This is a genomic window from Rhizobium sp. RM (assembly GCF_013390595.1).
In the GTDB taxonomy this organism is placed as follows: domain Bacteria; phylum Pseudomonadota; class Alphaproteobacteria; order Rhizobiales; family Rhizobiaceae; genus Agrobacterium.
In genome coordinates this window covers 492,784-514,716 of record NZ_JACAWV010000008.1, presented here as the reverse complement: position 1 = coordinate 514,716, position 21,933 = coordinate 492,784, and the positions used below count along the sequence as shown (strand labels likewise).

Annotated in this window: 22 protein-coding genes; 1 reads left to right on the top strand and 21 read right to left on the bottom strand. The window is 56.3% G+C overall.

All coding sequences use genetic code 11. The features are described 5' to 3' along the window. Window positions 1–13: 13 nt before the first annotated feature. The 4 genes from bglA to HWX89_RS11465 form a co-directional block, all read right to left on the bottom strand. Window positions 14–1,669 carry a beta-galactosidase BglA gene (gene bglA / locus HWX89_RS11480; RefSeq protein WP_138794951.1) on the bottom strand — a complete coding sequence of 552 codons (1,656 nt, stop codon included), beginning with the start codon at window positions 1,667–1,669 and terminating at the stop codon, window positions 14–16. A 35-nt stretch (window positions 1,670–1,704) separates the two neighbouring features. Beyond that, window positions 1,705–2,865 carry a carbohydrate ABC transporter permease gene (locus tag HWX89_RS11475; protein ID WP_138794599.1) on the bottom strand — a complete coding sequence of 387 codons (1,161 nt, stop codon included), beginning with the start codon at window positions 2,863–2,865 and terminating at the stop codon, window positions 1,705–1,707. Window position 2,866: 1 nt separating this feature from the next. Further along, entirely contained in the window at window positions 2,867–3,880 is a 1,014-nt protein-coding gene (locus HWX89_RS11470; protein ID WP_178340711.1) for a carbohydrate ABC transporter permease, read from the bottom strand. 116 nt (window positions 3,881–3,996) lie between these two features. After that, the gene (locus tag HWX89_RS11465; RefSeq protein ID WP_138794598.1) at window positions 3,997–5,358 is read right to left on the bottom strand and encodes an ABC transporter substrate-binding protein; all 1,362 of its coding nucleotides are present in this window, start codon (window positions 5,356–5,358) and stop codon (window positions 3,997–3,999) included. Window positions 5,359–5,636: 278 nt separating this feature from the next. Here HWX89_RS11465 and HWX89_RS11460 point away from each other — a divergent pair, with 278 nt between their 5' ends. After that, entirely contained in the window at window positions 5,637–6,662 is a 1,026-nt protein-coding gene (locus HWX89_RS11460) for a LacI family DNA-binding transcriptional regulator (protein ID WP_138794597.1), read from the top strand. An 8-nt stretch (window positions 6,663–6,670) separates the two neighbouring features. Here the strand turns inward: HWX89_RS11460 and folD are convergent, their stop codons facing one another. The 17 genes from folD to rem form a co-directional block, all read right to left on the bottom strand. After that, the gene (gene folD / locus HWX89_RS11455) at window positions 6,671–7,570 is read right to left on the bottom strand and encodes a bifunctional methylenetetrahydrofolate dehydrogenase/methenyltetrahydrofolate cyclohydrolase FolD (protein ID WP_138794596.1); all 900 of its coding nucleotides are present in this window, start codon (window positions 7,568–7,570) and stop codon (window positions 6,671–6,673) included. A gap of 87 nt (window positions 7,571–7,657) precedes the next feature. Further along, the gene (locus tag HWX89_RS11450) at window positions 7,658–9,454 is read right to left on the bottom strand and encodes a GumC domain-containing protein (RefSeq protein ID WP_138794595.1); all 1,797 of its coding nucleotides are present in this window, start codon (window positions 9,452–9,454) and stop codon (window positions 7,658–7,660) included. Window positions 9,455–9,566: 112 nt separating this feature from the next. After that, entirely contained in the window at window positions 9,567–10,238 is a 672-nt protein-coding gene (locus HWX89_RS11445; RefSeq protein WP_138794594.1) for a WecB/TagA/CpsF family glycosyltransferase, read from the bottom strand. A gap of 168 nt (window positions 10,239–10,406) precedes the next feature. Continuing rightward, window positions 10,407–10,943, bottom strand: coding sequence for a flagellar basal body-associated FliL family protein (locus HWX89_RS11440; protein ID WP_138794593.1), 537 nt, complete (start codon window positions 10,941–10,943; stop codon window positions 10,407–10,409). Further along, on the bottom strand, window positions 10,943–11,311 hold the full coding sequence (locus HWX89_RS11435; protein WP_138794592.1) for a hypothetical protein: 369 nt from the start codon (window positions 11,309–11,311) through the stop codon (window positions 10,943–10,945). The genes HWX89_RS11440 and HWX89_RS11435 overlap by 1 nt, the downstream gene beginning before the upstream one ends. A gap of 29 nt (window positions 11,312–11,340) precedes the next feature. Beyond that, the gene (locus HWX89_RS11430) at window positions 11,341–11,898 is read right to left on the bottom strand and encodes a rod-binding protein (RefSeq protein WP_178340710.1); all 558 of its coding nucleotides are present in this window, start codon (window positions 11,896–11,898) and stop codon (window positions 11,341–11,343) included. A gap of 116 nt (window positions 11,899–12,014) precedes the next feature. After that, window positions 12,015–12,434: a hypothetical protein gene (locus HWX89_RS11425; RefSeq protein WP_138794591.1), complete on the bottom strand. Its 420-nt coding sequence runs from the start codon at window positions 12,432–12,434 to the stop codon at window positions 12,015–12,017. A gap of 16 nt (window positions 12,435–12,450) precedes the next feature. Continuing rightward, window positions 12,451–13,206, bottom strand: a complete 756-nt coding sequence (fliR, locus tag HWX89_RS11420) for a flagellar biosynthetic protein FliR (RefSeq protein WP_138794590.1) — start codon at window positions 13,204–13,206, stop codon at window positions 12,451–12,453. Then, window positions 13,203–15,290, bottom strand: a complete 2,088-nt coding sequence (gene flhA, locus HWX89_RS11415) for a flagellar biosynthesis protein FlhA (RefSeq protein WP_138794589.1) — start codon at window positions 15,288–15,290, stop codon at window positions 13,203–13,205. Before flhA ends, fliR begins: the two co-directional genes overlap by 4 nt. A gap of 159 nt (window positions 15,291–15,449) precedes the next feature. After that, entirely contained in the window at window positions 15,450–15,716 is a 267-nt protein-coding gene (fliQ, locus tag HWX89_RS11410) for a flagellar biosynthesis protein FliQ (protein WP_138794588.1), read from the bottom strand. Between the two features lie 48 nt (window positions 15,717–15,764). Further along, complete coding sequence (gene flgD / locus HWX89_RS11405; protein WP_138794587.1) at window positions 15,765–16,232, bottom strand: flagellar hook assembly protein FlgD; 468 nt, start codon at window positions 16,230–16,232, stop codon at window positions 15,765–15,767. Further along, window positions 16,223–16,672 (bottom strand): flagellar biosynthesis repressor FlbT, encoded by a 450-nt coding sequence (gene flbT / locus HWX89_RS11400; protein ID WP_138794586.1) that lies wholly within the window; start codon window positions 16,670–16,672, stop codon window positions 16,223–16,225. The genes flgD and flbT overlap by 10 nt, the downstream gene beginning before the upstream one ends. Then, window positions 16,669–17,013, bottom strand: coding sequence for a flagellar biosynthesis regulator FlaF (gene flaF / locus HWX89_RS11395; RefSeq protein WP_138794585.1), 345 nt, complete (start codon window positions 17,011–17,013; stop codon window positions 16,669–16,671). The genes flbT and flaF overlap by 4 nt, the downstream gene beginning before the upstream one ends. A 34-nt stretch (window positions 17,014–17,047) precedes the next feature. Beyond that, on the bottom strand, window positions 17,048–18,151 hold the full coding sequence (locus tag HWX89_RS11390; protein WP_138794584.1) for a flagellar hook-associated family protein: 1,104 nt from the start codon (window positions 18,149–18,151) through the stop codon (window positions 17,048–17,050). Between the two features lie 3 nt (window positions 18,152–18,154). Then, window positions 18,155–19,633 (bottom strand): flagellar hook-associated protein FlgK, encoded by a 1,479-nt coding sequence (gene flgK / locus HWX89_RS11385; protein ID WP_138794583.1) that lies wholly within the window; start codon window positions 19,631–19,633, stop codon window positions 18,155–18,157. A 22-nt stretch (window positions 19,634–19,655) separates the two neighbouring features. Then, on the bottom strand, window positions 19,656–20,879 hold the full coding sequence (locus HWX89_RS11380) for a flagellar hook protein FlgE (RefSeq protein WP_138794582.1): 1,224 nt from the start codon (window positions 20,877–20,879) through the stop codon (window positions 19,656–19,658). A gap of 105 nt (window positions 20,880–20,984) precedes the next feature. Beyond that, window positions 20,985–21,656 carry a transcriptional activator Rem gene (gene rem / locus HWX89_RS11375; RefSeq protein WP_138794581.1) on the bottom strand — a complete coding sequence of 224 codons (672 nt, stop codon included), beginning with the start codon at window positions 21,654–21,656 and terminating at the stop codon, window positions 20,985–20,987. Between the last annotated feature and the right edge of the window lie 277 nt (window positions 21,657–21,933).

Sequence of the window (21,933 nt, the reverse complement as noted above, 5' to 3'; positions counted from 1 at the left end):
CCTCCCTATCTGCTCAAGCGTAACGGGCGAAGAAAGCGCCCCAGGCCGGCAGTTCAATTTTGTTGCCATTCGCGCTGCTCGCAAAGCCGTGCCCTTCCAGCACCTCCCAGTCCCCATCAGGAAGAGCGGCGGTTGCCGCAGTTGCTGACAGGTTGAAGAGGCAAAGAATGGTCTCATTGCCAAGTTTACGGCTATAGCTCAGCACCTCGCCCTCGACAGGCTGGAATTCGATACCACCCTTGGCGAATGCCGCGTGCTGCTTACGGAAGCTGAGAAAACGTCGATAGTGTTCAAGAACCGACGCATCATTGCCCTGCTGGGCGCTGACGGCACGCTGCTTATGCTCGACGGGAATAGGCAGCCAGGTCTTCTCGGAGGTCGAGAAACCAGCCTGCGCATGACCGGCATCCCACACCATCGGAGTACGGCAACCGTCACGCCCCTTGAATTCCGGCCAGAACTGAATGCCGTAAGGATCCTGCAAATCCTCGAAAGCGATGTCCGCTTCGGTAAGACCAAGCTCTTCGCCTTCATAAATGCAGACAGAGCCGCGCTGCGTCAGCAGCAGAGCAGACAGAACCTTGGCGAAGGCATCCTTGTCCTCGACATGCTCGCCCCAACGGGTGACATGGCGCACCACGTCGTGGTTGGAAAAGGCCCAGCAGGCCCAGCCTTCGGGAGCAGCCTTGGCAAAATCGGCCTGAACGTCTGCGACACGCTGTGGCGTCAGCGCGTCCGGAGCAAGGAATTCGAAGGCGTAGCACATCTGCATCTTGTCATCGCCGGAGGTATATTCACCGACAATCTCAAGGCCGCGCTGGCTGTCGCCAACTTCGCCCACGGCAGCGATATCCTGGAACTCCTCCAGCACGGCGCGGAAGCGTTTCAAGAACTCGATGTTTTCCGGCTGGTTCTTGTCGTAGATATGTTCCTGGAAGTTGTAGGGGTTCACGGCCGGCGCTGTCGAGGCATTGCGGCGTTCCGGCGCCAATGCCGGATTGTCGCGCAGCAGCTTGTCGTGGAAATAGAAGTTGATGGTGTCGAGGCGGAAACCATCGACGCCGCGCTTCAGCCAGAACCGGACGGTGTTCAATAACTCTTCCTGGACCTCCGGATTGTGCAGGTTCAAATCCGGCTGCGACGTCAGAAAGTTGTGCATGTAATACTGCATGCGGGTCGGGTCCCACTGCCAGCCCGGACCACCGAAGATCGACAGCCAGTTGTTTGGCGGTGTGCCGTCCGGCTTGCCGTCGGACCAGACATACCAGTCGGATTTTGGATTGTTGCGGCTGGAGCGGCTTTCGACGAACCAGGGATGCTGGTCGGATGTGTGCGACATCACCAGATCGATCATGACGCGAACGCCGAGGCGATGCGCCTCTGCAATCAGACCGTCAAAATCGGCAAGCGTGCCGAACATCGGATCAACATCGACATAGTTCGATACGTCGTAGCCGAAGTCCTTCATCGGCGAGGTGAAGAATGGCGAGATCCAGATTGCATCGGCACCGAGATTGGCGATGTATTCCAGGCGGTCGGTAATGCCCTTCAGATCGCCGATGCCATCGCCATTCGAGTCCTGATAGGAGCGCGGATAGATCTGATAGATAACAGCGCCGCGCCACCAATCCTTGTTGGGTGTCAGAGCGGAAGTCACCGAAGCGGTCATTGTCGAATCCTGTTTGGTATGGGCGTTCATGGTTGTCAGCCTCCCTTGACGGAGCCTGCAAGCAGGCCGCGCACGAGATAACGTTGAAGAGCGAAGAAGACGAGCAGCGGCACAATGATCGTGACAAAGGCCGAGGCGGTGAGGATTTCCCAGTTACCGCCGCGCGAGCCGAGCAGCGCATTCAGCGCGCCAGTCAGAACCAGCTCATCCTTCTGCGTGCCAAGGAAGACCATGGCGACGAGCAGGTCGTTCCATGTCCACAGGAACTGGAAGATGGCAAAGGAGGCCAGCGCCGGGAATGACAGCGGCAGGATGATCTTGACGAAAATCTCGAAGTCGCTGGCGCCGTCGACACGCGCGCTTTCAATGATCTCTTTTGGCAGACCGGAAATGTAGTTGCGCAACAGATAGATGGCGAGCGGCAAACCGAAAGCGGTGTGCGCCAGCCAGATGCCCGCATAAGTCTTGGAGGGAACTCCGAAAATGTTGCCGATCTCGTTGTAGAGCCTAAGAAGCGGGATCAGGGACATCTGCAACGGCACAACGATCAGACCCACCACCATGGCAATCAGCAGATTGCGTCCGGAGAAGCTCATCCATGACAGCGCATAAGCAGCGAATGCGGCAATGAGGATCGGGATCACGGTCGCCGGTACTGCAACCGTCAGCGAATTGACAAAGGACTGACCGATGCCTTCGGATGTCAGAACGGTGCGATAATTGTCGAGCGTAAAGACCGGCGGTGTGGCGACGGAAATGTAGACGCGTTTGCCGCGCGCACCCTCAAAGCTCGATGTCTTGCTATATTCATAAGTGCCATCGGCATTGATGAGCAGGGTTTCACCATCACCGATATCGGCAGCCTCGCCCGCCTTGAAGGCTCGCGGCTCCTGCACGCGAACACCGAAAGCCGCGACTTTTCCACCAGCGCCATTTTCGAAAACACTACCGGAAATGACGTAGCGGTTGCCATCCTGTTTCTGAACCGAAGCGTCGGCCAGGCGAACGGCAGCCGTCTGTTCAGAGCTGGAAAAAGCCGTCCACCAGCCCGAGACGGTAATCTGATCCTTGTCGCGCAGCGAGCTGACCAGAATGCCGAGTGTGGGCAGGAGCCAGAGCAGGACAACGAAGAGAACGCTGGCGTGAACGATGAGGCGCGGCAGCCCGACGCGACGGATGCGCTTTACGATATCCATGTCAGCGCCCCTCCATCTCGCGGTTGGCCTGGCGAATGTTCCAGACCATGATCGGCGTTACGGCCGCCATGATGATCAGCGCGATCACGGCACTTCGGCCGCTATCGCCACCACCACGGAACATCCAGTCAAACATGAGGTTGGCCAGAACCATGGTGTTCCATTGCCCGTTGGTCATGGTCAGCACGATATCGAACACCTTGAGGACAAGAATGGTGATCGTCGTCCAGACAACCGCAATGGTGCCCCAGATCTGCGGGACCATGATCTTCCAGAAAATCTGCCAGCCGTTGGCGCCATCGATAACAGCCGCTTCGACGGTTTCTTCCGGAATACCGCGCAACGCCGCCGACAGGATGACCATGGCGAAGCCGGTCTGAATCCAGATGAGGATGACCATCAGAAAGAAATTGTTCCAGAACGGCATCGAGATCCACACTTGCGGGTTGCCGCCGAAGAACTCGACGATGGCATTCAACAGGCCAATCTGAACCTGCCCTTCGGCGCGATACTCGTAGATGAACTTCCAGATGACGGAGGCACCGACAAAGGAGATCGCCATTGGCATGAAGACGATCGACTTGGCGATGTTGCCCCACCAGATACGGTCCGTCATCACGGCGATGACCAGCCCGAAGAAGGTGCAGGCAGCCGGAACGACGGCGAGCCAGAGTATGTTGTTGAAAATCGACTGACGGAACCCGGCGTCAGACAGTGCCCAACGATAGTTGGCAAGGCCGACGAATTCATTGCCCGTTCGGTCGTGGAACGACAGGATCAGCGTCGCGACGACAGGGTAGACGAGATAGACGAGAAGAAGAAGAACAGCCGGACCAATGAAAAGCCATGGTCTGACCGCTGCGCGGCGATTGAGGTTGCGGGACGCATGAATGACGTCACCCGATCGCACTGGAAAGATAACCTGCAGCAATTTATCGGACAGCCAGTAATAGGCAGCGCAGGCAAAAACGCCGGCAACCATGACGCCGATCGCCGAAACGAGTTGGGCAGCCATTTTCCCCTCCCTTGATTCCTTATCCGCGTCGCCCTGTTTTTGTCAGCGATCGCCGGAGCCGTTCCGTTGGGAAAAGGCCCGGCAAATTTGCTCTGCCGGGCCAAGTCCAATTGACGTTACTTGAGGCCGTCCCAGGCCTTCTGGATATCGGCCGCAACTTGATCAGCGGATTTACCGCCGACGAAGTCGATCATGCCGGTCCAGAATGCACCAGCACCGATCTTGCCCGGCATCAGATCCGAACCGTCGAAGCCGAAGCTTGTTGCCGTGGTGAGGATTTCACCCTGACGCTTCATCTGCTCGTTGGCATAGGTCTCGACGTTCACACCCTTGTAAGGCGTCAGGAAGCTGGACTGCGCCATCCAGACTTCGTGCGCGATCGGGGTTTTCAAGAACTCGACAAAAGCCTTGGCCGCCGGAGATTCCTTGGTGACCGTGACCAGCGTGCCAGCACCCAGAACAGGCTTGCCGAGATCCGGCTTCGATGCATAGGTCGGCATGTAGAAGAAGTCCGCATCCGTTCCGACCTTCGTGCCTTCCGGGAAGAAGGAAGGAATAAAGGATGCCTGATGATGCAGATAGCACTTCGGCGGAATGTCAAAGAGGCCTTTCGGGCTGTCACGGAAGTCGGTGGAGGCAACGGCAGCCACACCGCCGCTGACATATTTTTCGTTCTTGGCGAACTTGCCGAATTCGTTGATCGCTCCGACAACCGCAGGATCGGTGAACTTCACCTCGTTGGTCGTCCATTTCAGGTAGACATCAAGCGGCTGCGTGCGAAGCATCAGGTCTTCTACCCAGTCGGTCGCCGGCCAACCGGTTGCGCCACCCGAACCAAGACCGATGCACCAGGGCGTGCCACCGTCGGCCACGATCTGGTCGGTCAGCTTGAGCAGGTCTTCCATCGTCTGCGGAACTTCGTAGCCCGCTTCTTCAAAGTTTTCCGGCACGTACCAGACCAGCGACTTCACGTCAGCTTTGAAGGGAAACGCGAAGTAGGCCTTGTTGCCATCCTTGCCCTTGTAGCTGCCGAGATCGACCCAGGACTGTCCGGCGCCGTAGTTCTCCTTGACCCAACTGGCGGTCTCATCGCCGAGCGGAACAAGAAAACCCTTGGCGGCAAGATCTGCCAGCAGGCCAGGTTGCGGCAGAATGGCGATGTTCGGCGGCGAACCCGCCTGCGTGTCGATAACGATCTGCTGCTCGTAGTTTTCCGAGGAGGAGTAACGAACGTTCACACCCGTAGCATCGGCAAAATAGGCCAGAACGGATTGGAACAGAGCTTCGTCTTCACCACGCCACGGACCGAAGATCGTCAGCGTCTGCCCCTTCAGGTCAGCATTCGCCGTTTTGAAATCCTCGTAGCTTTTCCAGTTGAATTTGGCATCCTGACCAGGTGCAAACTTCAGATCAGCAGCGAAGGCTGCTCCCGACAGAAGCGACATCACGGCTACCGTCGTCAAAAAAGTCTTATGCATGTGATTTACCTCCCATCACATCAACCGCTGAACACTTTCAAAAATTAATCAAAGCGCTTTGGCTGCCTATTCATCTCATCGACTGCAAGAGCGAGTCAAGAGACTCTTTGCACGGAAACGTTACAGTAAATCGACCAAGAGGCAATTCGTGAAAATTGGTCCATTGTTTTCCATTGAGATAAATCCACAGCGCTGATAAAAATCTAAGCGCTTTGGAACTTTTGAGGAGGGGCGTTTCGCCTTTGTTGCCAAAGCAATTGCATGGAGGAAAAAGCGACATGAACTTGAAACAACTGTCGCAATTGCTTGGCATTTCACAGACAACGATCAGCCGGGCACTCAACGGATATCCTGAAGTGAGCGCGGAAACGCGCCGCCGCGTCATGGAAGCCGCCGAAAAAACCGGTTATCGGCCAAATGCCGCCGCACAACGACTGGCAACCGGCAAGGTCGGGTCCATCGGACTTGTCATGCCGATCGGCGCGCATCACCGCTCGGACGTCCACTACGGAGAATTTTTGAGCGGACTTGGCGAAGAGGCAGCCCGCAACGGCTTTCACCTCGTCATCATGCCCACCGAACTGGAGCGCGAGCAAGAAGCATTGCGCGGACTGGCCGCCAGCGGCAGCGTCGACGGCATCTACCTCGCCTACATGAAGAAAAACGACCCGCGTGTGGGGATGATGCGGTCGCTATCCATCCCCTTCCTCGTCCATGGTCGTTCCTGGGGCCTGGACGAAAACTATCCGTTTCTCGATGTCGACAACGAAGGTGCCTTCAAGGACGCAACCAATCTGCTGCTGCAGCTTGGTCATCGGCGCATTGGCATTCTGAATGGGCCGGAAGGATACGATTTCACCTTCAGACGCTTTCTCGGTGTCGAGAGCGCCCTTGCCGCTCATGGTCTGCCACTCCGACCAGACCACGTCCGTTACGGCAGCATGACCGATGAGGAAGGTTTTTTGGGCATGGAAGCACTGCTTTCGCAGGCTGAACGCCCGACCGCGGTTCTCTGCGCCAGTACCGCGCTTGCCTTGGGCGCCGTCCGTTCGCTCAATCAGCGCGGCCTAAAGCCCGGAAAGGACGTTTCGTTGATTGCCCACGACGACGTTCTTCCATTGCTGAAGCCCGACAATTTCTCCGTACCACTTACCACCACGCGCTCTTCACTGAGAGCAGCCGGGGTGCGTATCGGCCAACGCCTCATCAACCGCATCAAGTTCAACGAAACGCAGCCGCATCAGGAATTGTGGAAAGCTGAACTCGTTGTGCGGGCCTCAACGGGACCCGCACCGAAAGACTAGCGGCTGGCTCAGAACCTTGGAGCCGTCTTCCCCAGGGCGCGATGCGCAGCGATGACAGTGTTTGCCATCAGCATGGCGATTGTCATCGGACCAACACCGCCCGGTACGGGCGTGATGGCGGCAGCAACTGCACTTGCCTCGTCATAGGCAACATCGCCAACCAGTTTCGATTTCCCCTCACCTTTTTCAGGCGCCGGGATACGGTTGATACCGACATCGATAACCGTTGCACCGGGCTTGACCCAATCGCCCTTGACCATGCCCGGACGGCCAACCGCTGCCACAAGAATATCAGCCGTCTTGCAGATGGCTGCGAGATCCTTGGTACGGGAGTGCGCCATCGTGACCGTGGCATTGGCGTTCAACAGCAGTTGTCCCATCGGCTTGCCGAACAGGTTGGAGCGACCGATCACCACGGCGTTCAGCCCGGAAAGGTCGTCACCGTGAATGCTGCGTGCGAGCAGCATGGCGCCGGCCGGGGTGCAGGAAATCAGACCGGTTTCAAGGTCGCCTGTAGCCAGCTTGCCCGCATTCAGCACACTCAGACCGTCCACATCCTTCTCCGGCAGGATCGACTGAATCACGGCTTCGGAATCGAAATGCTTGGGCAGAGGCAATTGCACCAGAATGCCGTGAACGGCGCTATCGGCGTTCAGTTCGGCCACAAGCGAAAGGAGATCGCCCTGCGACGTTTCTTCCGGCAGCGTATGCTGAATGGAGTTGAAACCGCATTGCTTCGCCATCTTGCTCTTGGAGTTGACATAGGCATGGCTGGCAGGATCGTCGCCCACGATGACAACGGCAAGACCCGGCTTGGCGCCAGTGGCCGCTTCAAGAGCTTCCGCGGAAATGCGCACCGCTTCGGTTACGGAGGCCGCCTTCGCTTTACCGTCAATCACAACTGCCATGCATTCTGCTCCTGCTGGATTAGGTAGCCCCGTATGGTGCGAGGCTTACAGGAATGCAAGAGGAAATGCAGTTTGGGCAACGGCGAGTCAGCCGGTTTTACGGTAGACGTCCCGACGATCAGCATAGTCGGCCAGATGCTCCCGCAGCAATGCCAATTCGCGTCGTAGTGCGAGCAGTTCTTCCGCCTCGGCTTGCTCATGCTCGAACTGACCGGAAAGCGCATCGGCCATCAACGGTGGAAGCTGACCGTCTTCATTTTCGCTGTTGTGAACCGTACGGTTGCCCATCAGGACCTGACGGACGCGCTCGTCGAGCGGCATGTCGTCAGCATCATTTGCGGCTTCGGCATAATAGTCCGCGTAACGATCCGTCTGCGCCTCATCGTCATAGACGTCATCATCGACCGCAGCCTCGAGCGGTGTATCGATATCATCGAAGATCGCCGGTGCCATGGGTTCGAAGTTTTCCGGCTGGACAGGCACCATATCCACGTCGAGTGCGGAAGGCGCATACTGACCGTCATAAAGTGTCAGGCCTTGCTCATCCTCGTCGTCATGCCTGCGATAGCTGAGCAAATAAAGGCCGCCGAGCAAGCCGACCAATGCGCCGCCGCCTGCCATCAAGCCAGCCTGCAGCATGTCGCGTGACAACTCACCAGGGCCTGCTTTTTTCGCGAGGCTCGTTTCAATCAGAGGTGTGGCTGAAACGGCAGCATCCTGTCTCGCTGTCGCTTCCAGATAGGCATTTCTCGCCGTTTCCAGTTCAGCCTGAAGTTTCGAGAATTCTCCCGGAACAACCCCGAGACCATTCAGCCGGTCAAGCAACTTTTTCCGTTCGCCTTCTGCCGCTGTCCGTTCTGCAGCGATTTGGGCACTGTCGCGCTTCAACCCGTCGACAAGCTGACGCAGTGCAGGGGTGACCTGCGCACGGATATCATCGACAGCGTTCTGCGCAGCAATACGGCGCGGATGCTTCGCGCCATAGTCAATCGATACATTGGCCAGGGTCATACCGGCAGCCGCGTAACGTTGCCGAAGGTCTTCCAATCCCGAAAACGCGGAGCTTCCCGGCAAGGGGTTGGCCAGAACATCATTTGCCTTCAGGACAGAGGCGGATGTCAGATCGGCCTCGACGGCCTGCTGCCGCTGACGTGTGCTCAAGCCCACGCTCTCAAGGTCATGAAGTTGCTGTTCGAGTTGCTGGACTTCGGGCAACGCCGTATCGCCGTGGCGCATCTGAAAGCCGCTAACAGCGGCTTCTGCCTTGTCGAATGTAGTACGCGCCCTTTCGGCTTCCCGCATAGCGGGCGTCATGGTCCCTGCCCTGCCGTCGGCCATGACGCGCATCGAAACGTAATCAGCAAGTCGCATCGCCGCATCCGCTGTCGCGGCTGTCGACTTGACCACAAGCGTGCTTTCATCGGCCGTCAATTCCAGCCTGATTGCTTCACCAACTGCAATATTGAGCGCCTCTCGCGGCGAAACCGGCCGCGTGTCGGCGCCGGTCAGAAGGTCATAGAGAAGGCCGAGTTCGCCCTGGTTGCGAACCCCGATCACATCGGTTGGCTTCAGCTTCAGATCGCTTGCAATCCGGTCCAGCCCCGTCGGTGACAGCAGCGTCCTGCGTGCCATCGTCAGGAAACGTCCCGAATCAGGCGCCTCATATCCTGTCTGGGCAATTTCGACACGCGCTTCGGAGACGTAGCCCTGAAAACCTGCGTTGCTTAAAAAGAGAGGCAGGCCAGCGCCGACTGCAGTGGCAGCGACAACGCAACCGACTGCTACAAGGCGTGCAACGCGTTTGCGCCATTCGGCGACAGGCGGTGCTTCCACGTCGCCTGAGATACGGCCTTCTGCCATCAAATCTGAATCGCGCTCAACCATTCGAAGCCGCCTGCCACACTGATCGCAGCCCGAAAGGGCCAGCTCCCAAATCCTTACGAGAGGTTAAAGGATCGTGGCAAACAAATGGTTAACGCGTTTGAATCCGTCTTTTTCAGTGTTTGCCCATGGCAATATGCCAGGGCTCGGCACACAGGCTATAAAGCCACGTCATGTGCAGCTTTCGAAAAATCTCCGGCATGCCCGACATTTCCGATGACAGGATCTTGAACAACGGGCCGACAGCGATGACAACACGCGCCGTGTCACGGCTGACATGTGCGTGCAGCCACTCGTCCTGATCCTCGTTCAGCATGCCCGCCAGAAGCACGTCAACCTTGGTATCGGGCATCGCTTTATGGATCATGACAAAATCGTGCCAGGGAGCATGGTTGCGCAAACGGGCAAGTGTTTCGCTGACCTGAGCAGCGTTGTCACCGACGACACCAATGCGCTTCGGTATCGCCATATAGGTCAACAGCGCCATGACGAAAGACATTTCGTCCATGCCTGCAGGCATGGATTGTCCTTGCTTTCGTAACGCCGCGTTCATGGCCTTACCCTGTGGCAGAAGCAGACAGCTTTCGAGAATTTCGCGGTAGTTTGGCTCGATCTGCGAACGCTTGGCTTTCTCGCGTGTCAGGAAGGAGAGAAACGTATAACCTTCGAGCACGCAGGCTTTGTCGTTGACGAGATCCAGCGCACCGGTCCAGTCGAGATCGCAGACAGGCAGCCCATAAACCTGATGTTGCGATTCGGACGATGCAAAACTTTCAGCGCGTTTCATTTCCCCGCTCCCCAAACCCGGCAAAAATGTTGATCATCCAGATTTTGGGACGATCAACTCTTGTTGCGGTTTATACACGAGGGGGTTGAAGTTAGACTGAAAGCAATCGCTCTAAACTTCTGAGGCAAAGTTACCGGATGTTAACCGAACCAATGCCTGCAGGGCGCATCAGTGGCCCGCCGCAGCAGCAGGTTCGGCCTCGACCTTCTCCCCTTCGACGATCTTGATCGAACGGGGGGAGCCATTGCCGGTCTGAGCGCGGATATCGGCCTTTGAGAGGTAGTCGAGCTGCTCGATGAGAACGTCTTCGACGATCTCCTCACCAAGCTTGCCATTCAGGCCTTCACGGATGTGCTGTTTGAACGCCTCCGGATCGAAGGTCGACACATTGGCGATATTGACCATCGAGGAACCGGCCAGCAACGTGAAGAGTTCGTCGGTGACGAGTTGCGTCGCAGGCAGTTCGATCTTGGCGATCTTCTGCTTGTCTACCCGGAGCGAAATGCGGCTCAAGAAATATCCATTCACGCCACCATCGTTGATGACGGGAATGGTAATGCTCTCACCCTTCACCAGTTGAAGATTGGCCTTTTTCGCTTCCGCTTCATCCACCGGCGCGGGTGCAGTCGCCATCTGAACGGAGAAATACACCGCGCCAAGCGTGACCGCGCAAACCCAAACGCCGGTAAGAAGAAGTTTCAACATCAGACAGCGGCGCCGTAGAGAAATTGTTCCTGCGAATAGGTGCCGTCAGTATCGGCTTCCTGGATCGCGTTCTTCAGCAGATCGGCGACTGCACGTACTGCGTTCAGATGTGCCTCAACGCGGCTGGCATTGGTCGCAAGCTTGCCCTTGATGCCGCGAACCTGCTCCATATGTCCGGCAGCAATATCTTCACGCGGCGTATCGCGGAAAAGCATTGTCAGTTCATAGAGGCAACGACTCTTGTGTGCATTGGAGACCTTGAAATCGAACTTGGGGTCCTTGCCGATATTCTCGTTCTCGTTGTCGATAATCATTTCAAGACGGCCGAGAACGGATTTGATACGGTGGTCGTTCGACATAAGATCCATGCTTGTCTCCTCTTTGTAATTATTCATTTTCAAGCCTTGTCAGTCGTTTCATTAGAAACGCCAAGAACCTGCCGCTCAAACTCGGCCACCATGCGCAGAGCGGCATTGTGGTCCTTGTCGTTTGCGGAAACATCCGTCAGTCCCTTTGACTCAACTTTGCGCAAGGCATCCTTGTAAGCCTGCTCGGCAATGCCGACGCCGCCCTCCTTGGAGATGACGTCCGCAATCTGTTCGGCCATCATGCTTTTCCAGATTTCGCCGGCGTTACCCTTGCCGTAGACATCCTCGGTCTCCTTCGGCAGCATGCTGGAAACGAAGGATTGAAGAACCGAAGCTTCGAACTTGCGATAGGTCTCGGGAACTTCCGTGCGCTTGGCACGAATGTCAGTATCGCCAAGACCGGCCTTGGAGGCGGCCGAATCGAGCACATCGACCGCTGCGCCAAAACCCTTGCCGGCGTCGGCCAGGCTGGTGGCGGCGAAAGCTGCCTTGTTGGCCTTGAGTTTTTCCTGGGCAACCTGAACCTGTTGCGGGTCGGCAGCGCGAACCACATCCATTACCAGATCACTAATTACCGATATCGCCACGTTCTGATCTCCCGTCCTGACGAACAGACTGCGGAACAACCTGCAACCCGTTCGCTCAATCCAGAAACACCGCAAACGACGTTTTCAAAACGGCGCCGGTGCAACACTGAGAGAGACTATGAATTGCCAACCTTGCTGGAGGCTGGTGTCGAAGTAACGCTGATGATTTCCAGAAGATCATAAATTGCATTGTCGTCGGCCTCGCGGTCTTCAAGATCACGCGCACCGAGCATCTTTTCTTCAAGTCTGTCCGCCTTGGTCTTTTCCCGCAGCACCTTGTTTTCCTGCAACTGCTGAGCGCCGGTAAGCTGACGGTCCTTGACGACCAGACGACCATAACGGTCCGAGTAATGCTTGGAAAACATCTGATGGACAGGCTCCATAGACGTCATCGCCTCAAGAACATTATCCATGGCCTGCGTCACTTCGGAGCGGGCACGCGTCGTATCCGCCAATTCGACTTCGGCCATCTTTTCCATGTGGCGTTGTACGGCCGTGAGCCGCTTGAGCTTTTCCGAGCGTTTATCCGAAGCCATCGAGACTTTCCTCTGCTCAAAAACCGATGAAAACCGGGCCGAAACCGTCCACGAACTGGCGGACGAGTGCTGCGACGGAAAGATAAAGCATGAACAATCCGCCCGCGAGAACGAACGGCGTGGAAATGAAGTAAACGGGGATCTGCGGAGCGAGCTTGTTGATCAGGCCGACCGCAACGTTGAACATCAAACCGTAGATGATGAAGGGGCTGGCGAGCCGTAGCATAATGGTGGTCGAGGCACGCAGGGTATCCGTCAACGTGATCAGCATCTTCTGACTGCTGATCAAAGCCCCGACCGGAGTTGCCGTATAGGAATCAACCAAGGCTCTCAAAACGACGTGGTGGAAATCCAGCATGAAGAGAACCAGCAGGCTACCGAATGTAATGAAGTTCGATATCTGGTTTTCCTGCACATCTTCAATGACATCAGCACCGCCCGGCGCGCTGAAGCCGATCGAAGCGCCAATGATGGCACCGGTGAACTGAAGGCCGAGCGTGTAAAAACGCGCAATCAGGCCGTACATGGCACCAATCAGAATTTCCGTGAAGATCAGGCCGACAATCGTACCCTGGCTTGCGCCTGACACATTTGGGTAAATCGCTCCCCACAAGACCGGCAAAAGCGCCATCGTTACGGCAACGCATACCAGTATGCGTATCTGTCCGGGAATACGCGAACTGGAAAAGCCCGGCATGGTCATGAAGCAGGCGCCGATACGGCAAATTGCAAGGAACAATGCGATAATTGTCCCTTGCGGGTCGGTTATCATGAAATGGCGCCCAGAATCTTGATCTCCAGCCCCTTTGCCAGTTCGACATGCGAAAGAACCGGCAGGGTCGCGAAGAGTCGCTCGATAATCATGCGCACATAGGACCGCGTTTCAGGCGACGTGACAAGAACAAAGGGCAGTCCGCGGTCCATGAATTCACGGATAACTTTGGATGCCTGCTCGGAAAACTCTTCCAGATGACGCGGATCGATATCGAACTCGACGATTTCGCCCTTGGCATCGCGCTTCAGTGCCTGGTGAAACACCATGTCCCATTTGTTGCCGAGACGCAGGACACGCAACACGCCATTGTCGGCCAGATCGCCGCAAAGCTGCTGCGACATGCGAACGCGGACATGCTCGACGATCTGTTCGGTCTTGCGAACATGAGGTGCAAGTTCGGCAACCGCTTCAAGGATGAGGTGGAGATTGCGGATCGAAACACGTTCGGCGAGCAGCAACTTCAACACTGCCTGCAAGCCGGAGTAAGACATGTGCGAGGAGCAGATTTCGTCCGCAAGCTTCTTGTATTCCGGGTCCAGCCTGTCGATGAGGATCTTCACGTCCTTGTAGGACAGAAGCTGCGGCAGGTTGTTGCGGATCACTTCGCTCAAATGTGTCAGAACGACGGATACGTTGTCGATCGGGTGGAAACCTTCGCGCTTCAAATCCTCGGTAAAGGTTTCGAGGATCGAGACTGCGGGCATGCCGAAAGCCGGTTCGCGGATCTCGTCGCCAGGAATGCTTGGCTTCCGCCCTGCTCCCGTTACCACGAGGACATCGCCGACGCGCAGATTGCTGGATGCGATCGTCGTGCCGTGGACACGGATCTGGTAGGCCTTTTCGGGAATCATGATGTCGTCGGACACCTTGATCTCGGGTACGACGAAACCGTACTGCGTCGCGAATTTCTTGCGCATCTTACCGACACGGAAGGCCAGTTCCTGATGCGCACCGAGCAGACGCGTGGACACCTGCTTTCCGAGTGCCAGTTCGATCTCGGAGGTCTTGAGGACTTGCTTGACGGAATCCTTTTCGGCTTCCGAATTTTGCATGACCTTCTTTTCTTCCTGCTCACGAAGCAGCGCATTTTCAGCTTCGGTCTGGCGCGGAATGTACCAGCTCCCGAAGGCCATGATGCCGCCGAGGGTGATGAACGGCAGGAAGGGAAGGCCCGGAATGACCGCGAGCAAGCCCATCAGCATAGCCGAGACCATCAGCGCACGCGGGTAACCGGAGAGCTGGTTGACAACGGCCTGGTCGGTCGACCCTGACGTGCCGCCGCGCGATACCAGAAGGCCGGCAGCAAGAGAAACGATCAGTGCCGGGATCTGCGAGACGATACCGTCACCAACAGACAGCTTGACGAACACGTCAGCCGCTTCGCCGATGGGCATGCCATGGCGGAAGTAACCGATGATGATGCCGCCAAAGACGTTGATCGCGGTGATGATAAGGCCCGCGATCGCATCGCCGCGCACGAATTTAGACGCACCGTCCATCGAACCGAAGAACGAACTCTCCTGTTCAAGTTCGCGGCGGCGGTGTTGCGCTTCCTTTTCATCGATGATGCCGGCGGACAGGTCGGCATCAATCGACATCTGCTTGCCGGGGATCGCATCGAGGGTGAAGCGTGCGCCGACTTCGGCGATACGGGTGGCGCCCTTGGTGATAACGATGAAGTTGACCGTAATCAGGATCATGAAGACGATCAGACCGATGACGAAGTCACCGGACATGACGAGACTGGAGAAGCCGGCGATCACACCGCCGGCGGCATTGTGGCCTTCATGCCCGTGGGTCAGGATGACACGTGTCGTGGCAATGTTCAGCGACAATCGTATCATCGTCGCGATCAGCAGCACCGTCGGAAAGGACGAGAAATCCAGTGGCCGCTGAATCCAGAGGGCTACCATCAGGATAAGAACAGAAAAGGCGATGGAGAACGCCAGTCCGATATCCACCATGACCACCGGTATCGGCAGGAACAGCACGCAGAGGATCGTGATGATACCCAGTGCGAAGCCGATATCCCGGGTGCTCGGGCTTACCTTCGGCAATGATATGACTGGTGGTTGCGCCATAAATCTCGTCCTGTCTCTTCATGAGAAGGGCGACGGAACAGCCGTCGCACGTTTCCTGAGCACAGAACCGGAAAACGATTCACGCTTTTCGGGCCAATGCTTCAGAGCATCACTAGCGGCTGAAGCTTGCGCGAAAATGGCACAAGCGCATTGCCCGGTTTAGAAGCCGGACTGGATGCGCGAAAAGACGAGATTGGAAAACAGCGAAATCTGAGCGCCGACAAAGGGAGCGGCGACCCCGAGAACAACCATGATCGTGACGATCTTCGGCACGAATGTCAGCGTCATTTCCTGGATCTGGGTCAAAGCCTGAATAAAGGCGATGACGACGCCGACGACCATCGCCGCCAAAACAGCGGGACCGGCCGCGACGAGAACCGTCCAGACTGCCGCCTGCATGATATCAAGCGCATCGGCCTCGTTCATCGTCGCATCCTTTGTTCCGAAAAGGCGGCGTCCTGCCGCCTTCACTTATCAGGAATCGGTCGAAGTGTCCGATTCGGTCTCCGTCGTTGTACTACTGCTTGCAGTGTTGGAGAAGGTGACGCCCGCCTGGATCAGAACCTTATCACCGGATTCGGTGATGGCGATAACGCCGTCCGCATAGACTTCGACTTCCTTGACGATGCCCGTCACCTTGTCGTCGGCGCTTTTGACGGTCTTGCCGACGAGATCAGATGCACGCGTCAACGCTTCAGCCTGCAGCATGCTCTTCAGGTGCGTGTTCGTCTTGATCGACTGTTCGACCTGCGAGAAGCTTGCGAGCTGCGACATCTGCGCGCTCGCATCCATCGGCTCGGTCGGGTCCTGATTTTTCATCTGGGCGATCAGAAGCTTCAGGAAGCTGTCGTAGTTCAGCGACGCTGCGCTACTGTCGGAACTGCTTGCCCCGGCGTTGGCCCAGGGGTTCGACGCTGTCGAACTAACTGCATCTACCGCCATGGTGCGATCTCCTTGCGAATCTGTTCAATCGTTGCGGGAGCCATTTCCTGATTGCTGAGGATTTTTTCCTCGATCGGGTAGAGACCGCGGATCGCCTTCAGCGCTTCAAACGCCTTGCCGGTCGCAACCAGCGCGTCGATACGCTTGAGTTCCGCCAAGACCTCTTCATGCTGGAAGCAGTTCAGCAGCATGCTCACGGACTTGCGGAACATGTTGGTAGACTGCTCACGCCCTTCCGGGTTGATGAGGATCATCTGCGCGATGAAGTAAAGCTGACGCAGCGGCGTCGTCGCCTGCTCGGGCTGCAACACGTGGTTTTCAAGCAAGAACGTGACATCGTTCAGGAATTCCAGCGCTACCTTGCGATCAACACGCAGAACTGCGCCGTTGATGAAAATCTTTTCGCCCGATTTCAGCGAAATTCGAAGTGTACTTTTCATTTCAGTCCATCCCTGATGATGGTTGTCACGTCAATTATGCCCTGGAAGTTCTTAGACTGGCGCTTCCGGATCAGTTCGCACTCTTTCAAAATCCAGATTGCGATTGAAATCAGATTGGCTCTGAGTTCGGTTGCCAACTGGTTGTCCGGTTGCTTGAGATCTTCAATGAAGCGAATCCAGACCCGGCGCGTGTAAAACAGCGCCTCGATCGTATGCCGCTGCGAGGTCGAGTCCCTTGCCTCTGCCAGCAGATCGATCGATTTGGTCAACGCCTGCCGCTCGCGATCCTTCGCGTCGGCGACACCATCCTCCATGATTTCGGCGTAGGAAAACTGGTACATTCATGTATCCTTTATCTGCCGCCACCTCTGATCATCAGAGGTAGTTTACCAGACTCATTTGCTGCAGACGCGACGTGAGGCTGTATGCGATTTCGATTTGCTGCTGGAGGAGATCGAGACGGGTTTTCGCCTCGTAGGTGTCGATCCCCTCGAGATCCAGCAAATGGGTCTCGATGATTTTTTTCTGGGCGGCCAGAGCATCATTTGCCTTGGAAACACGGCTTTCGGAGAGGCCGAGCTTGCTCTGCTGCTGGTTGATGCCGCTGATGGCCTTGTTGATGTTCGTGACAGATTGCGTAGCGACCATTTCGCGAATTTCACTGTCAACGTTCTCGTCCAGGAAGGTCATGGACGTGATTGCCGTCATCGCGAAATAACGCATTCCCTCGGAATTGCTGTTGGTCGATGTCTCCACGACCTCATTCTGAGTGATACGGCTGGTCATGTTCGTGTCGCTCGCCTGCGAACCGTACGTCGTCCAGAAATCATAGTCCTGGCCGGCCGTCAGGTCGGTATGCGGCGGGTTGGTAACCGTCGTGGTGCCTGCGAATACACCTTCGATGTGGGTCATGAACTCGCTGACCTGTTCCTTGGACAGGTCTGCAATGTTACCAACTGCCGGCGTCTGCGACGCCATGAACGCATTCAGTTCGACGTTATAGGCAGCCTTCAGTTTCGAATCGTCGGCAAAATAATCGTCGACCGGTTTCACGTCGGTGTTGATGCCAGAGAACAGGAATTCGCCATTCACAGCCGTGTTGGCAAAGCTGGTGAAGTTATTGAACGCGTTCGAAATGGTCTGCACAACCGTCGAAAGTGTCGGAGGTTCGGCGCTAGTGTTCGGCACCAGAACGCTCTGGATTTCCTGAGCGGCCTTGGCCATGCTGTCGAGTGCCGCCTGCGACGCTTCGAGACGCTGGGTTGCGATGGAGTTCACGCTTGCAATTGACGTCAGACGTGCGACATCGCGGTTGAGATCAAGGCTGCGCGCCGTGTTGGCGCCAAGCGCCAAACCGATATCCGCATGCTTGCCCGTTGTCAGCTCGGTGTTGAGGTTGGTCATCTCAAGCTGAGCCTTGAGAATGGTGCTGCGCATGCTGTTCTGCATCGCCAGCGATGAAATGAAGGACGTTTTCATCGTTTACCTCGCCATATCCATCAACGACTGAAGCATCTCGTCGATGGTGCTCACCAGTTTCGTCGCGGCTTTGTAGGATTGCTCGATATCCAGCAGCAGCGAGAGTTCTTCATCCAGGCTGACTGCGGTGTTGTTCGAGTAGGACGTGGAAGAACGCTCATAAAGCGCACTTTTTGCTTCGTATGCCGAAGTCGCCCCAGACCGCTCCTGTTCCAGCCAACCCATTGAATTGGTGCCGTATTTCAGAATGCTGGTATTGGTATCGATACGCGTCGACGCGTCAAAGTTCATCGGTGCATCGAAGGCCGTCACATAGCTGTCGATCAGCTTGGAAAGCCCGGTTCCACCCGTGCCCGAAGTATTGATGACATAATCGGTACCGTTAATACCGCCATCACGCAACAATTCCGGGTTGCCACCTTGCGAAATAATTAACGCGGGGTTGACGGTAATGCTGGCTGCGAGGCCAGGCGATACAGTTCCATCAGCCGGAATGGTCGTTGCCAGTGGAGAACCATAGGTGAAGAGGCCCGGCATGTCGGGAAGACCGCTCGTGGAGTCGGCGGGCTTCTCAGCGAACATGGTGATAAGACCACGCGCTGTTTCATCAAGCTGGCTCTGCATGGTCGGCGCGTAATCGTCGCGGATCTGCAAAAGCCCGGCCAGCGAACCCGCCGCGGTGGTGTTGCTGCCGTCACCGGCCTTGACCGCAACGCCATCGATGAAGATCGAATTGCCTGTCGTGTTCGCGTCGTACGCCGTCTGCGGCGTAAACGTGACCTTGCGCGGGATCGTCTCGAACAGAGTGGTACCCTGCGAGGTGTAAAGAGCAATGTCGTTGTTGTCGCGCGTCACGACGGAAACACCCACGATCGTGGAGATTTCCTTCAGAAGCGCATCACGCTGATCCAGCGCATCGCTTGGATCACGGCCAGACGCCGTTGCACCCTTGACCGCATTGTTGGCAGTCTCGAAGTCGGAGAGAAGGCTGTTGAGCTTGTCGACCTGAAGGACGATTTCCTTGTCGGCGCGCAGGCGAATTGACTGCAGCTCCTGGGAAGCCTTGTTCAGGGAGTTGGCAACATCAATGGCCGACGTTACCGCCGTCGCGGCCAGCGCGGAGTCGCTTGGCTTGGCGGCGTATCCTTCGAGGCTTTCCAGCAACGCACTCATGTAGGTTGCTGGCGAGCTTTCGTAGTCGTTGCCACCGAAAATGCTCTTCATCTCCTCGAGCCCACCGAGAACGGTCGACTGCCCTGAAGCGAGCGATGAGCTGGCGATTGTCTGCCTGAGAAGGCTCTCATTCTGGGCACGGCCATTGGTGACAATATTCGCACCATACATAGTCGTGCCAAGAATGGCGGTTCGCTTGACGTAGTTCGCATTGCCGACATTGGCAATGTTTTTCGAAGTTACTTCCGTCTGCTTACCCGTATTATTGAAAATCGACTGCGCAGTATTCATTGCTGACATGAGCGACATTCATCTGTCCTCTTGGGAATTACTATCTCTTCAGATTGACCAGCACGTCCAGCAACTCGGAACCGGTCTGGAAAACCTTGGAGTTGGCGGAGTAGATTCGCTGCGCCTCAATCATTTCAGTGAGTTCATTCGCGATGTCGACGTTGGAGGTCTCGAGCGTGCTGATCAGCAGGTTGCCGGTGCCCTTGGAGCCCGGATCATTGGCAATCAGAACACCCGACGTGTTGCTTGCGCTATAGGCGTTACCGTTGATCGGCACGAGGTTGTCAGGGCTCGTAACCGTTGCGAGCATGATTCTGCTGCCGGTCGAAACGATGGCGTCGTTGTCATACTTCAGGTCGATGCTGCCGTCTTCATTGAAGACGACTTCCGTGACCGATGCAGCGCCGCTACCGTTCAAGCCGCCGGAGATGATGTCGCTCTTGGAAGCGAGCTGCTTGGCACCGCTGATATCGAGCGAGATGGCAGCGTTTCGGCCAGCAACCGCAGGAATGGTCAGGATGTCATTCGTTCCGGTTACCTTTGCACCCGTCGAAGGATCAAAGGTGATTGGCGTCGCAGGAACCACCTCAGTTCCGGTGCCCGTGTCCGTAACGGACACGGTCCAGGCATTGTCACCGGTTTTTGTGTAGGTGACGTCGTAGACAATTTCCTTGCCCTGATAACCGTAGCCGGTCAGCGAGGTCTTGAAGGTGCCGCCAACGGCCGTCTCGTTGTTCAGGTTGAGCGACAGCGCACCCGATGTCGACGGCGTTGCCTGGATGTCGTCTCCGGGAATTTCGACCACGCTGCCCGGGAAACGGTTGTTCGAAGCTGTCGCCTGCGACGGCGTGAACAGGTAATAACCAGCAGAGTTCTTGAGGAACGTCTTGTAGATACCCGAGCCTGCAGGCTCTTCCACAGTCTCTCTCGTAAACGAGCCAGCGCGCGTCAGGTACTGCGGCGCGTCAGGGTCTCTCGACGCGGTGACGATGAAGAAGCCATCACCATCGATCGCCAGGTCAGTCGGGGAGGACGTGTAGGAGAAACCGCCCTGTTCCGAAATGCTGTAGCGAACGTTGGAGCTAACACCGCCGGAGTTGTAGTTCCCTGCCGAGGATGGGAGTACCATCGACGAGAACGCCGTAGAAGCGCGTTTGTAGCCAACCGTGCTGGAGTTGGCGATGTTGTCACCAACCGTCCCCAAACGGTTTGCCTGCGCATTCATACCGGACACGCCAGTCCGCATAGTGCCGAAAATACTCATTCAAAAACCCTCGTGGTCATCTTTCAGGGAGAAGGTATAGCTTGGGGCTTGCGTGAAGCTGTCTGAAACGCCGCGTTTCAGGAAGACCACGGCGATTAACGAAAATTATTGCCAATCAATGCTGTAGCCAAGGAACCGCTTGGAATCGACCGGATCGTAGCCGAGCTTCTTGCGCAGCTTCTTGCGAAGCTTGCTGATGTGGCTTTCGACGACGTTCTCTTCGACGTCATCATCAAAGATGCCGTAGATCGCATTGAAGATCTGCGCCTTGGAAACGCGACGACCGCGATTGGCAATCAAATATTCCAGAATGCGACGCTCGCGGCGCGGCAACGGGAAGACCTCGCCGCCCACCTCCGGATCGCGACCGTCCGAGAACACCCGGATCGGACCTGCATCCGTGAAGTTCGAAATAACCTGAAGCCGCCGACGGATCGCCGCCGCTCGGGCAAGGATTTCACGTGGGTGCACAGGCTTGCGAACGACGTCGTCAACGCCGCTGTCAAAAAGTGCCAGCGTTGCCTCGAGCGACGGTTGATCGCTGACTGCAATCACCGGCGCCGTCGAGCGATCTCTGATCGCCTTAGGCAAACAAAAGTCCCTGTCGCCCTGACCAATGAGAAACGCCTCGACTGCTGCGAGGTCGCTTTCTGCCGCTGTCGAGACCCATTCCCCGAATTCGACAGGGTCAAACCCCGTCGAGGGAATGCCCTCGCGCCCAAATAGAGAAGTATAGCCGTCTTTAACGAGCTCGCGCTCATCAACCACTACGATCATTCGTCCGCCTCCGAATCAGTGTGGTGTTTTCCGATGCGGCATTCGTACGAATCGAGGGATTCAGCGACAACTGTAGGAAATCATCTGCAGAAATTAATAATTGATTAACCATTTCGTCCCGATTTGATCTACATATAGTAGCCGTTAACCAATATCGGTACAAAATTTTTGTGTAAAAAATTCAAAATTCATTAAAATGCGACTTGCATCGCCATTTTTTTGTCTTTCTGTCGCCACATTGAGGGTTACCGGACCAGGACCCCAAAAAGACAATCAA